The organism is Serratia sp. BNK-4, assembly GCF_048685115.1.
Classification (GTDB): domain Bacteria; phylum Pseudomonadota; class Gammaproteobacteria; order Enterobacterales; family Enterobacteriaceae; genus Serratia; species Serratia bockelmannii.
Genome location: NZ_JBLQTM010000002.1, coordinates 1 through 12439, shown reverse-complemented (window position 1 = coordinate 12439; position 12439 = coordinate 1). Strand labels below are relative to the sequence as shown.

Below are 12439 nucleotides of genomic sequence, written 5' to 3'. Positions count from 1 at the left end.
CGTTAAAATGTGACGCGTCACACCAGCCGGCCGCAAGGCCGGTTTCTTTTCGTGCGCCGGCGATGGTTTCTGACTACAATTTGTCGCTTATTCATCCAGCAGTTACGCAAGGAGCACGATGATTCACGGACGATTCAAACTTAATCGGGACACCGTTACGCTTTTAGAGTGCGGGGTGAACGGGAACTATCCCGCGTTCTCCGGCAACGGCAAATACACCAATCAACCAGGATGCACGCATAAGCCGGACGACGGCGCGCTACCAGCTGGGCGCTATTGGATTGTTGACCGGCCAACGGGCGGCATAGGCTCCCAGGCTCTCACCTGGGCGAAAGACTTTGTTAACCGCACAGATCACGCCACCTGGTTCGCCCTCTACCGCGACGATCACCGCATCGATGATTTCACCTGGATAAACAGCGTTAAGCGCGGACAGTTCCGACTACACCCCATCGGGCCTGCCAGGCTTTCCCTGGGCTGTATCACCCTATACAACGCAGAGGACTTTGTACGGCTCCGGGAGCGGCTTTTACGGACGCCACGGGTAGGAATTCCACGCACGAATAACAAATTGATGGCTTATGGTTCCATCGATGTGATCGGCTATGAGAGGCGTTGCACCGTATGAGAAAGCTAGCGGCCGTTGTGGCCTTTCTTTTATTCATGGCCATCTTGCCGAACGTGATCCCGTCTCAGCTGCTGCTAACGAACAGCATGGCGATTAAAATGGTCCACAAGTCCACGGAATGGGGTCTCAGCGACCCGGAGGCACTATCAACGGCCTATCTGCTCGCTATCTATGCCGCGATCGCTGCAGCGGCCTCCTGGCTCGTCTTGCGCCTCGTCCCAAAAAAATCAGCGTAGCCCACATAGCAAAAAGCCCGCACATTGGCGGGCCTATAAATATTTCTTTAATTATTTAAATCATTATTTTCGACTAACTCAGCGATGCCGCGCCAGCTCTTATACGCTTTTTCGACCTCAGCCAGGGAGTGAAAAACCCGAACGCCTGGGCCGCGATATGCGCGGTGAGCGGCGTTATCAGTATACATTTCCCACCACTCAAATTTTTCATCAAACATCAGCGTCATATCGTTACCACGGGCCACAAGGTTAAAATGCTTGGCGCCGAGAATCGTCACATTTAAAGTCATCGGGTTATCTCCGGTTTGGCCCTGGCGGTATGCCCGGCCGATAGAGATATATTAGGACTTTTTTTCCTACCCTGCAAGACCTTTTTTAAATATTTCTTTAATTCTTTAACGTATAAAAAAAGCCCGCGAATCGCGGGCAATTGTTTGAGTTGAAAAACGAAGGTTTTATTTTTTATGCGGTTTTTTGCATTTCGCGGCGTGCCAGCTCGGCTAAAAAGCCGCTGCGGGATGTATACTCGCGATGCACTTCTACATACTGGTCAATTTTCAACAACAGATTTTGTGGAATAGTGATATTTAACTTTACGGACTTGCCGTCATATTTACTTAAATCGATATCAACATACGCCCAAAACCCACCTTGGCAATCTTCATCATGGAAGTGTGCGGAAATGTCCTGGGCATTTGGTAACGCTTTGCCTTTCTCGGCCTGATACTCTAGATGCGCATCAATTGCGCCATATGCATCGGCGATCGCGTCGTCGATGGTATCACCGGCAAAGTAAGCGCCGATAATATCCGGTACGAAACCGGAGAAACTACCGCCCTCTGCCTGATGGAGATAGATCGGAAATTTCATTCATTCACCTTTAATTAGTTTCTCTTTAAGTGACGCGCCCGTTAGGGCGCGCCCCTTTTACTGCTTTACTACGTTACTGCTTTAACTGCTTGAGAATTTTCTGTAGCGTTCCTTTCGCTAAGTCCTTCTCAGGATGGGGGACCGTAATAATGTCATCTCTGCCTTCCTTCACAAATGTGTGGTGGCTTCCTTTTACGCGGTCTAGCTCCCAACCTTTACTAACCAACAATTTCATCAATTCCTTGCTACTCAATAAAACCTCCTTCTTTTTTCAACTCGGGGGCAGTATACCCACCAATACCTACCATTGTCAATATTTTTAGTGGTTATTGGTGGGTATGGCGTACCACTCAGTGGCGGCCCGGTCATTCTGCACTAATTTGGGGCAAAAGGAGACTATTTAACATAATGGTTGTTAAGCGCCCTGGCGGATCGCTACTCGTCACGAAAACCGCGCGGACACGGTAAAAGAAGGGGTTTTCGGGCCTGATATCGACCCTAAATAATGTTACTGGCTTGTTAACAAAACGACGATTCTGATTTGATGAGGAAATGCCGGCATAACGGCCGTTTTCATCACTTATCTCTGATCGCTCTTTCCATTTCAGCCCAGCGCGCGCTCTCCGCCTCGTAGACGTGATTAAACGCCGCGTGCTGGTCACGATGCACCGTTTCATCATATCGCTCCCAGGAGCGCGCAGACCAATGATAAACGACATAGCCGGCCGCCTCGGGGCGGATAACAAATGATTGGCCAGAATAGAGGAACGGAACGCGCGGCAGCTCCTCCCCGATTTTTTGCACCAGGTAGCCCGCGCCCCCGATCGACATGAAGCCCATAACATCACCATTACTGTGTTTTTATACAGTATAAGTAATAGTGGCCAAAAAAAAAGCCCCCGGAGGGGCCTTAATCATAGGTGTGTATCTAAGCCTGTCAGTTCTGTAAAAGTCGCCTGCAGAACGTCGCAATAGATCATGCTGCTCTCGCTCACCTCTGTAACGTTCATCCCGCGGATTTTAAACGCCTTGATCGTGTATGTATCTGAAGCATCGAGCACGATGTGCAAGCGAGTGATGCCATTTTTAACAAAATGCGCCTTCTTTGGGAGATCGAATTGCAGCCCGCGATCGATGGCTACGAAGTTTTTGGCGCCAGTCATTGCAATCAGACGGTTGCCGCCGAGCTGGGTCAGGATACTTTGTGCAATTTCTTTATTGGTCATCGGTTTATCTCCGGTTTGGCCCTGGCGTCATGCCCGGCCGATAGAGATATACTAGGACTTTTTTTCCTACTCTGCAAGACCTATTTTAAATATTTCTTTAATTATTTAATTATTGATTCGGCGCGCGTGAACCTCCCAGCGCTCGATCCCCATTTTTCCGCAGAATGCCGCCAGGTAGTCCAGGCCGGACCATTCCCGCACATCGCCGCGCGCTTTCTCAACAAACACCGCCATATCGCCAGAAGTCGATAAGCCGAATAGCTGCCAGCGGCCGCGCTCGTTCTTTGTGGCCACAACTTTCGAAAAGGCACCGGCGGAAAACATATCCATAAAATCGGCTCGGCCCTTACGCTTCAATGTTATGCTGCCCACGAAACAAACCTCCGATATGTATATAGCAAATCTATCATTTGTGCTTTGGCGGTATCATGCCCAGGCCAGCGGCATAAACCAGCAGACACCACCCGGCATAAGTTGGGCCAGGCGCGCCCGCAATCCACTTCCTGATCGTTCGACCTTCAACGCCGGCATAATTCCCTGCAGCTGAGCCAGTGAAGCCGGCCAGTGTCATGATCACGCGCATATCGTCGCCCGTCGGCCGTTCCCAGCCTGCTGTATACGGGAGGAGTGTTTTAGGGTTTAGCCCTTTATCGATCGCATCTTGTTGAGCTGCTTTTATCTTTGAATCGGTCATTTGTGATCCTGCGCATTTCTTCTCGATGCGTGAACATTAGGACTTTTTATCCTAATGTGCAAGTTTTAACTATCTTTTAGGCCTGCCTTTCTACTGCATAGAACGCCCATACAGGCCACGGTGTAGATAACCAGGCGAACACCCGCGATTTTTCGCTTGATGCTTACAGCTGGCCACAGAGGCCGAATTTGCCCCCTCTTCCTGCTAAGCGCCCTTTTTGGCACGGCATTACCGCGCTTAATTGGCTTCCGGTCGGAGACAAAAGAAATATTCAGCGATTTGCCCGGGCGCTTGCGCCTGGGAGCTACCTTAGAGGCGCTTGCGCCGATATCCGAACCGGCGCGAGCGTTAGCTCGCTGCAAGGGCGGACGTTATCCCCACAACGTGGGACGTATAAGGTTATGAATAGTCATGATTAAAAGAATGTAATTTTGCATCTATTTCTAATGGAAGCATTCAAAAATGGTTTCCGCTTGCATCTATATGTGGATAAGAGATCGAGATAGGTGATTGCCGGCGGCATGAGGGGGATCTTAGCCGTTGTGATGATTTTTTGGTGGGTATTTATTGAACGATGGCGCCCAGGGCTGGATCGCCGCTAGCGCGGCTGTACGCCACGCTATTCAGGGGAAAGGTTTCAGGATGGGATTATATTGGCGGGCTATCCGCAATCCGCCTTAGCCGGCCCAGCTCGCGATCCACCAGCTCTTTAACCCCTTCGGGGCCGAGGCTGATCAGTTCATCGCGGCCCAAGCGTTTAACCAGGCCTTTTGTGATCTCATGGCGTTGCTCGTCCAGGCTCTTTGTGGCCAGCTTCTTGGCCAAACGCCGGGCGGCGTGATCCTTGTTCTGTTTCTGCCGGCGTTCGAACGCTATACGCCGATGGTTTTCCCGTGCGCGCCGGCGTGCTTCGGTGATCGTGAGCTGCTCAGCGTCTGCCAGAGAAAGGCCGCGCTTTTGGAAGCCCAATTGCTGCCGCTGGGCGGCCTCATACTCTTCATCACTCAGGCCGCACATGCGAATAAATGCCGGCGTAATCTCGATCAGTTTCGGGATCCAGGTGCCGGCCGTTCTATCCCACACCTTTTCGCACTTGAGAATCCCGTACTCCTCGAGCGTCAGCACTGCGCGGCTGGCCCGCGTGATCGACTCATTGCCGGCCGCCGATTTAGTAGCAAGCCCGCACTGGTGCGCCAGCATTTCAACGCTCACCTGAGCTATACCGGTGACAGTGTTCAAGTGGTGCGCGATCGCTTCGGTGACAGCCTGGATAGCTCGGCCACGGTGCAAATTAAAATGCCGTTGGCGCCGGATAGGCTTCAGAGTTTGGGGATTTATCGGCTGCAGCCCATAGAACCCTTCCCACTTCCAAACCTTGCGTTTAGACGCGAAATTACACAGTTTCCTGATGAAACTGGGCCTCGCTTTGTGGTGCTCAGGCGCTACAAACGCCGGGGCGGGATTATGGACATAGTTTGTAAACATGTACGCGGATTCTCGGCGCATTGCGCTTGCTTTTGCCTGAATCCACGTCTATTATCGGAGTTGTCGAGGCGTCCGATAGATTTTTTCTTGTGGATTCCGGCAGAACCCCCGCAGTTACCAGCTGCGGGGGTTTTGCTTTTGTATCTCCCGGAAACATCACCGAGAGGCCGTTAATTCATTTTGTGACTCAAAACCACATTTCGGGGTCACGAACAGACTCTAGCACACCTTTCCCAGCTTCGCATTAGATCTCGAGCCGGTCGAGCGCTTATTGTTCGTTATCCGATCTGGATCCCTAAAGGATCCTTTTGCTGCGATCTGATTCTACTCGTAACCCCCTGTACGTCAAACTAAAACGCAAAAGCGGCAAAAATAACCGATCTTTTCGACCTCCGAAGGGCTGTTTTATGATCGTCCGTGCCGATCAATCAGAAGTTATCGATCGGCTATAACCATTTGCCAACAGCTGCCGATATACCCACTCTTAATAGGTTTATCATAAGGAGCGTGTGGCATGTCGTCCTACAACATGACTTTCTGCAGAACGTGCGGACTTTGGATCGATGATGAGGCTGACTGGCCTAACGGGGAGCCTGGCTACTGTGACAAGTGCAAGCCGGCATCGCTTTTAAAGCGAACGGTGATAAGAATCGGAAATATAATCCGAGCTGTGTTTATTGGAGTCGTTAAAAATTAAAACCACCAGCACCAGGGAACACTAAAATAGGCGGAGTCAACCGCCTATTTTGGTTTCAATCACTTCGTCAATACATACACAATGAAAAATACAACGCCAGCAACCGCCAGGCGAAACCAAAGCGGATAATCCTTCTGCTCTTTCTCTTCCTGAGTCTTCCCTCCCGAAAGTTTCGTTGTATAAGACAGCCCCGATCCAGGTATACCGACCGTTCCGTTAACACCTCTTTTCCCGATGTTAACAGAGGCGCCGCGCGCACCTATTGACGTGCTAATGCCTTTCTTCCCAATGTTTATATAAACACCTGGCGCGATTCTAATTCTTTTTCTAAACCGGATAGCCATAACAACCTCCATGCTGTGTAAGGCCGGCAGCATAACACAATGCAAGCCGGCCAACTATATGACTAAATCACGGTTTATACAGATGGCGCCATTTCACCGAATGTGTATTTAACACTCACATTCCAGGCCGCGCCCTCTTTATAGTCCTCCAAAGCACCGGATGCAACGTCCATTAATTTAACCGGCACACCTACTACAGCCAAAATCATTACTGAGTGCTGGCGCCATACTCCGCTAACTTGTTTGCTTGTTGTTGTTGTGCTCAAGGTATATTGCAAGGGTATTCCTGAGCTATCACATGGTATTTTACCCAGCGAAACATCTACAATCACAGCCCCACTATATTTAGCGGGGACTCGGCTAAGCATTGTTGTGTTTTTAACGCGCCACACCCCGCCCGTTTCACTAAAAGCATTATCCGCTGTAAAATCAGGCCCACCGCCAGTGCTAACATAAGTTCCTGTTATCCCGACGTTGGGAGCTTTATATCTATCAAATAACAATCCGTCGCTGCTATTTGACAGCAAGTTATTTGCATTTGGATCTAGTTTTACACCCCCGCCTAACTCCTTCCATTCCCCCCATGAATTAACATAACTTCGAGTATAAATTACGTTTTGGCTTGTCCTATGCAATATTTGCGTTGCATCACCACCATTAAACCCCACGGAAACAATCACGTTTACACGTTCACCAGCTGCAGCATCAAATGGGAATCCGTTAGCAATGGTGATCGGCGTGATGTTATGCGAAAACTGATAGACGCCCTGATTAGCCAACTGACGCAGGTCGTTGATGGATCCACGCTGCAGGTCGTCGGCAGCGTGCCATGCCGAACTCACCGGATACCACGGCGCCCACCCCGTACCAGCCGCATTTCGATAACGCTGGTAAGATAGCTGGGTATTGCCAGCCACATGGCAAATTTGTACGTTATTACCATTCCGGCCACCCTTACATTCGAGCGTACACGCCACCCCCGCGACCGGGAATCCGTTTGCAATCGACACCCAAGAATCAGCTTTAAACTGATAAATTCCCTGGTCAGCGATCGACGTCATATCGTTAGGGCGTTGGCCGTAGTCACTGTTATCCGCCTGCCAGAACAGGCGCGCCGGAATATCACTCGTTAAGGCAACCGTCGCCCACTCCGTCCAGCTGGCGCCGCTATTTACGCTGTAACGGCTCTGCATTCGGTATTTCGTTTCGCAAACTTGCTGCACAAATGTACCGGATCGATATACCTGCAGAGTGGCATCAAATTTAGTCACTGGCCAGCCGTTCGCAGGCGTTACCTGCTCCGCTGCAGCCCAATAGCTACCAGCCCCAATCACGCCGTTAATGCTGCCCGTCAGGCCTGCTGTGGGTGCTCCCCAGTTGCCAGCGTTAGGCACTTCTGACGAATAGGCCATCATTTGCCATGCTGACCAGGCTGCGCCGCCGTTGTTACTGTAACGAGTACGCGGGCGCCCATCGGTAGCGACGACAGTTTGCGTAACGTTTGCAGTCGGCGCAGTGCCTGAAGTCTGGACGATGACCGATGCCACACCAGCAGTCGGCCAGTTATTCGCCGTGGTGCCGCTGTTTGTGTAATAGCTCCCTGCCTCAATCAATGCGTTAAGATTTCCAGCATATTCACTCATAGGGGCTTTCCAGCGATTATCACCACCTCCGCCCTCTCCAAATGAAAACTTCTTCCACGCGGCCGGCTCATCCGGGCGCTGCATGTCGATATTTACATACATATCGCCGGCGGAATCCAGAGCTAACACTAACCCACCAAATGAGCCTTGATTAAAACTCCTATAGCCCCACGGCAGGGAAATAACAACACCTGGATTTGCAGACGGCGCAAACTCGATATTAGGCCCTTTCCCGTCATTCGTCGGCTTTTGATAGCTATATACGGTTGGTTTATCGCCTATTGTTTCACTAATTTTTAGGTCAAGCTGCTCTAATACAGGAACTCGAACAAAATTAGTATCAACATAATTAAAGTCGGTCAACCCAACCCAGCCACTCCAACCGGAATTAGTTAACACTCGGACTTGAGAGCCTGGGCGATTACTTAAATTAGTCGCAAAGAAAGTTTGGATTATCGTGTCAAACGTTCCACTTTTCACAGTTGAAACATTCATCATTACTTTATTGCCAGAGACAACCGCAAACGGATAATGCAATGCCTGCCAGTTACTCGAGCCATTAACTGTATAACCGCCTGGCGCTTTAACCGTATCTAAATCGGTCGTATTTGGTAAATCGACAAATCCGCCAGCATCACCCTTATCACCTTTATCCCCCTTCAGCGACGCTAAATAATCCGCCTCAGAGCCTTTGTTACCCTGCGCTAACCAAACCTCATAGGCTGATAGTCCATCATCACCGTCAGCGCCTGGCTTTCCTTTAAGGGAGTTAAGGTAATCCTGCACAGTCCCTGTATTGCCTGCTGATAACCAAACTTGATATGCGCTATCACCTTTATCGCCCTTATCCCCTTTAGCTAACTTGGCGATATCGTCAACAGTTGTCACCTCTGTTACATCGTCATTAACGACAGGAATTAATGCATCTCGTTTTAGGTCTTTAACTCGGGGGAGTTTTGATAATGGTAAGGATAATTCGTCTGATTTCCCCTCGTTCGGGGCTAATTTCAACTGCTGCGCAGTCTTAGGGGATTTTAAGTTACCCATTATTACCTCTTTCGCCTGGAGGATTAATCAAAATAGCCAATGCCATCAGATTTCTTTTCTTTCTTCGCCGTCTTACTGCCTGCCGGCGGTTTAATATCAGTGACCAGGTTAAACGCCATCGTCAGGCCGGAGCTGTTCAACGAGAACGCCAGGGACTCAATTAACCAGGTGCGATCCTCCTCTTCGCCAAAACCGGCCGTTGTTATCCGAGCCTCTGCCGTTAACGGGACGTACTGCGGCCGCCCCGGGCCGCTCAGCGTCATTCGCCGCTCGTTGCGGTTGGCCTTCGTCATTTTGGCTTTGGCGCTGCTATCAGCCTGGGCCTTGCTCGGCTGCGTGAACGGGTTAGCCTGGTCAGGCCCGTTATGCTCGAGTGATTGCGTTTTAGTCCGGCCGTCGGCGGCGTCGTAGTATGCAACGCTCACCTTGCCCTTTTTGCCTTTGCCGTCCGCCGTCTTCGCTGGCTTTTCTGTGGTAGCGCCGCGCTGGCCATCTGAATAACTCCACGATGTCAGCGCCTCCCGGGTGATCGTCACATTGGTAAGCCGGCGCCCGCTCGCGGTCGTCGCCTCTCCTTGTTCCAGGAATAGCCAATAGCCGCCGGCAGGCTTGCTAACCGCGTTATACGTTCGCGCCAGGCGAGTCATCAGCGCGGCGTCAGACTCTCGCACCTGATCGATATGCTCGATCGCAATGCTGGCCAGCTGCGCGGCAACCTTCGGGATCAGTCCGTTATCCTTTGCGACCGTCGTCACAATGTCCCCGAGGGTCACAGCGTCCCAGCTGCGGCTTTTCTGGCTCTGTACGTCTCCGGGTTGCTTTTGTGCATTCATAGGGGCTGCAGTGGCATACAACACGATTTTTCGCGGCGGTCCGCTGCTGGCGCGGCCGGATACAACAAACCAGCCCTTGTCCACCAGCTGGCCATTGAATCCCAGGGAAACACGGAGGCGGGCGCCCTTTGGCGGTAGTTTTAGGGTTTCAGACAGGAGGGTGATCTGCAGCTCGTCAGCCTTGCCCGTGGCGCCACCGTTATCGGTCAGGCTGAGATCAACCAGGTTTTCCCGCAGAATCGCGGTAATATCTCGCCCCTCTGCAGTTATGCGAAATTCTGGCCGAAATTCGGCCGGCTGTTTTTGTTGCATCGGTTAATCCCATAGCTGTATCGGCGATTCTGGCGTCGGCGTCTCAATGTCTGGCAAGGTGATGACTATCCCCGCCGGATAGACGGCCCCCAGGGCCGCCAGTTCGCGATTTGCATCCAAAACCGTTACAACGGTTTGGGAAAGGTTCTCCGTGCCATAGTGAGCCGCACAGACGGCATCCAGCACATCGCCCTCACGGGTTAGATAATTCGTCGGCATAGTGTTTTATCGTGATCGAGTAGGTTTTCTTGCGGGGAGCGCCACCAGGCAGAAACGCCGGCGTCGTGTCGGTAAAATCGGTAATGACCCACCAGCCCAATACATCGCCGGCGCTGCTCACCAACTGCTGAGGCTCCGCCTTGTCAGCCAGGTCATACAGCGCATCGATACTGGCCACGCCGTTCCTAAACTGTGAGTGCGCCTCTCCGTCCATTTTGACGGACCGCGCCGATTTCCCTGTGTACTGCAGTAAGTCCTGCCGGCCGATCCGTTCCTGCTCACTCCAGCGCCAACGGGCCTCACGCGTCAGCTGGTTATACGTCGCCGTATCGATGGAAAATTCAAAATTGCCGAGCATCATCATGATGCTGGCGCTGTCTGCCGGCTGCCTGGCTGAATAGGCGCCGGTGATCGTGCCGATAATGTCTACCATTACCAGGCCTCCGCAGGGTCATACATCGCATTATTGCCGTTGAACACGTCCATGTTTTTCAGTGATGAAACCGCGCTATCCGCCACCGCCTGCGCATCCTGGCCAGGTTGAGCGATCACCGTCATATTCACCTCTTGCCGGCGATTGTCCGTCATCGTGGGCTTGTCGCCGGCAGCGCCCTGATTGGTCAGCGATGAAAGGAAAGCAAACGCGCCATCTAATGGATCATCGCCCTTATCCGTCTCACCGATTGCGGCTAACATCCGATCGTCCGCCTTGTCCCAATATTCGCCCGGGCTGAATACGCGTTCAGAGGTCACGGAATATTGCGTATCGCGGTAAATCCCCTGCAGGGTCTTTTGCTTCTCCGGGTCTGCCAGAATTGACTCAAGCCAGGAACCTAGCCCGTGCGACTGCGCAAAATCACGCGCGCCGGCAATGTCACCGCTCCCGAGTGAGCGCACTATGGCTTTTTTGTCGCTCTGCTCGTTAGGTAAAAGCCAGGACAAACGGCGGGCAATGGCCAGAAACAGCTTTGTTACGGTCATGATGCCGTTGGCGAACTCCACCAGGTTCGGGATCCATTTGTTCCTGATCGTGGTGGAGATAATTTCTATGCCGCCATTTTTGAACCAGGCGGAAAGCTCGTCCGCCAGCTGCGTCACTTTCGGCGCCAATGATCCGCCCAGCTTGCCGGCGATTTCCTCAACGGCCGACCCCCACACGCTGCGCAGATTGCTAAACGCGATATTGCCGCGAATGGCGCCATCTGCGCCTTCTTTCGTCACCAGGTTGTAACGCTTCTGCTGATCCATCAGCTCTTTGTAGCTCTTACCGGTCAGGCGCATGTACGTCAGGATTTTGTTCGCCTCGCCGCCCATCAACATATCAACAGCGGACGCCGCTTCCTGCTCGTCTTTATGGGTTAGCGCACGCTCCATGATCTTCTCAAACTGCTGCTCATTGGTCAGGCCGGCAAAGTCGCCGGCGCCAAATTTCAGCATCTTGAAAGCATCGTTAAGCGAGGATTGCTCCCCGGTCGCCTTATATTCGCCGGCTTTGTTCTTCAGCTCCTCGAGGAGGTCCCCGAAGTTTTCACCGTTCAGCCCCATTTGCTTTCCGAAGCTGTCCCAGGCGTTATACGTCTCGATGCCCACGCCATAGGTTTTCGCTTTGCCGACGGCTTCAGCGGTCCGGGCATTCATGTTCACAGGGGAAAGGATCGCGCCGGCAGCGGCAGCCAGCGCGCCACCGCCGAGCGTCATCCCGATCCCCGCTTTCAGCGTGCGGCCGACCGCCGTTTTTGCGCCGGCACCGAAGCGGCGCAGGCGTTCGGCGCGCTGCAAATCACGGTTAAAGGCCTCCTGAGCGGCATCCGCTTTTTTTATCTCGCGCGTCACGCCGGCATAGTCGCGTTTCAACCCGGAGATATCTTTGCCGGCTAACTTCGCCTTCTTCATTTCCAGCGCAAGCGCCTTCTGTTGCTTGCCCAGCTTTTCAGACTGTTTTTCTACAGAACTCAATCCCTTTTTCAGGCCGTCCGTAGAACGGCCCCAGGAGGAGTCGATATTGCCGCCGAAACTGATAACGGCCTTTAATTTCTGGCTAAGTCCGGCCACGATTGATTATCTCCACTTCAAGCACCAGAAAATCGCTAAACACGCTGAATGGCATGTTCAGCCAGTCGCCCAGCGTGTAATGCAGCCGGCGCCCCAGGAGCCTTAGCCCTTGCTGGATTTCGGTTTCCCCCGCTTGTCGGGCGGCAGCAAAAA

At 52.2% G+C, this 12439-nt stretch carries 16 protein-coding genes; 2 read left to right on the top strand and 14 right to left on the bottom strand.

The annotated features are described in order from the left end of the window. Positions 1-118 precede the first annotated feature (118 nt). Both ACMGGW_RS24330 and ACMGGW_RS24325 read left to right on the top strand, forming a co-directional pair. Positions 119-628, top strand: coding sequence for a DUF2778 domain-containing protein (locus ACMGGW_RS24330; RefSeq protein ID WP_420279548.1), 510 nt, complete (start codon positions 119-121; stop codon positions 626-628). Beyond that, positions 625-864, top strand: a complete 240-nt coding sequence (locus ACMGGW_RS24325) for a hypothetical protein (RefSeq protein ID WP_420279547.1) — start codon at positions 625-627, stop codon at positions 862-864. Before ACMGGW_RS24330 ends, ACMGGW_RS24325 begins: the two co-directional genes overlap by 4 nt. 47 nt (positions 865-911) lie before the next feature. Here ACMGGW_RS24325 and ACMGGW_RS24320 read toward each other — a convergent pair whose 3' ends face one another. From ACMGGW_RS24320 to ACMGGW_RS24255, 14 genes are all read right to left on the bottom strand, one after another. Further along, positions 912-1154, bottom strand: coding sequence for a hypothetical protein (locus tag ACMGGW_RS24320; RefSeq protein ID WP_238969661.1), 243 nt, complete (start codon positions 1152-1154; stop codon positions 912-914). 172 nt (positions 1155-1326) lie between these two features. Further along, positions 1327-1734: a type II toxin-antitoxin system HicB family antitoxin gene (locus ACMGGW_RS24315; RefSeq protein ID WP_420279546.1), complete on the bottom strand. Its 408-nt coding sequence runs from the start codon at positions 1732-1734 to the stop codon at positions 1327-1329. Between the two features lie 73 nt (positions 1735-1807). Next, positions 1808-1987: a type II toxin-antitoxin system HicA family toxin gene (locus tag ACMGGW_RS24310; protein WP_420279545.1), complete on the bottom strand. Its 180-nt coding sequence runs from the start codon at positions 1985-1987 to the stop codon at positions 1808-1810. 323 nt (positions 1988-2310) lie between these two features. Continuing rightward, positions 2311-2574, bottom strand: coding sequence for a hypothetical protein (locus ACMGGW_RS24305; RefSeq protein WP_238969658.1), 264 nt, complete (start codon positions 2572-2574; stop codon positions 2311-2313). 74 nt (positions 2575-2648) lie between these two features. Then, entirely contained in the window at positions 2649-2960 is a 312-nt protein-coding gene (locus ACMGGW_RS24300; RefSeq protein WP_238969657.1) for a hypothetical protein, read from the bottom strand. Positions 2961-3065: 105 nt separating this feature from the next. Continuing rightward, positions 3066-3290 carry a hypothetical protein gene (locus ACMGGW_RS24295; RefSeq protein WP_238969656.1) on the bottom strand — a complete coding sequence of 75 codons (225 nt, stop codon included), beginning with the start codon at positions 3288-3290 and terminating at the stop codon, positions 3066-3068. Positions 3291-3366: 76 nt separating this feature from the next. Further along, positions 3367-3654: a hypothetical protein gene (locus ACMGGW_RS24290; protein ID WP_154871534.1), complete on the bottom strand. Its 288-nt coding sequence runs from the start codon at positions 3652-3654 to the stop codon at positions 3367-3369. A gap of 648 nt (positions 3655-4302) precedes the next feature. Continuing rightward, positions 4303-5139, bottom strand: a complete 837-nt coding sequence (gene repA / locus ACMGGW_RS24285) for a plasmid replication initiator RepA (RefSeq protein ID WP_238969655.1) — start codon at positions 5137-5139, stop codon at positions 4303-4305. 756 nt (positions 5140-5895) lie between these two features. Continuing rightward, on the bottom strand, positions 5896-6180 hold the full coding sequence (locus ACMGGW_RS24280) for a DUF4236 domain-containing protein (protein ID WP_420279544.1): 285 nt from the start codon (positions 6178-6180) through the stop codon (positions 5896-5898). A 74-nt stretch (positions 6181-6254) separates the two neighbouring features. Continuing rightward, positions 6255-8870 (bottom strand): pyocin knob domain-containing protein, encoded by a 2616-nt coding sequence (locus tag ACMGGW_RS24275; RefSeq protein ID WP_420279543.1) that lies wholly within the window; start codon positions 8868-8870, stop codon positions 6255-6257. Positions 8871-8893: 23 nt separating this feature from the next. Next, positions 8894-10015, bottom strand: a complete 1122-nt coding sequence (locus ACMGGW_RS24270) for a contractile injection system protein, VgrG/Pvc8 family (protein WP_420279542.1) — start codon at positions 10013-10015, stop codon at positions 8894-8896. 3 nt (positions 10016-10018) lie between these two features. Further along, positions 10019-10234 carry a tail protein X gene (locus tag ACMGGW_RS24265; protein ID WP_085337420.1) on the bottom strand — a complete coding sequence of 72 codons (216 nt, stop codon included), beginning with the start codon at positions 10232-10234 and terminating at the stop codon, positions 10019-10021. Further along, a complete protein-coding gene (locus ACMGGW_RS24260) occupies positions 10209-10667 on the bottom strand; it encodes a phage tail protein (RefSeq protein ID WP_049232666.1) in 459 nt (152 codons plus the stop codon). The genes ACMGGW_RS24265 and ACMGGW_RS24260 overlap by 26 nt, the downstream gene beginning before the upstream one ends. Continuing rightward, positions 10667-12286, bottom strand: a complete 1620-nt coding sequence (locus ACMGGW_RS24255; RefSeq protein WP_420279541.1) for a hypothetical protein — start codon at positions 12284-12286, stop codon at positions 10667-10669. Before ACMGGW_RS24255 ends, ACMGGW_RS24260 begins: the two co-directional genes overlap by 1 nt. Positions 12287-12439 lie beyond the last annotated feature (153 nt).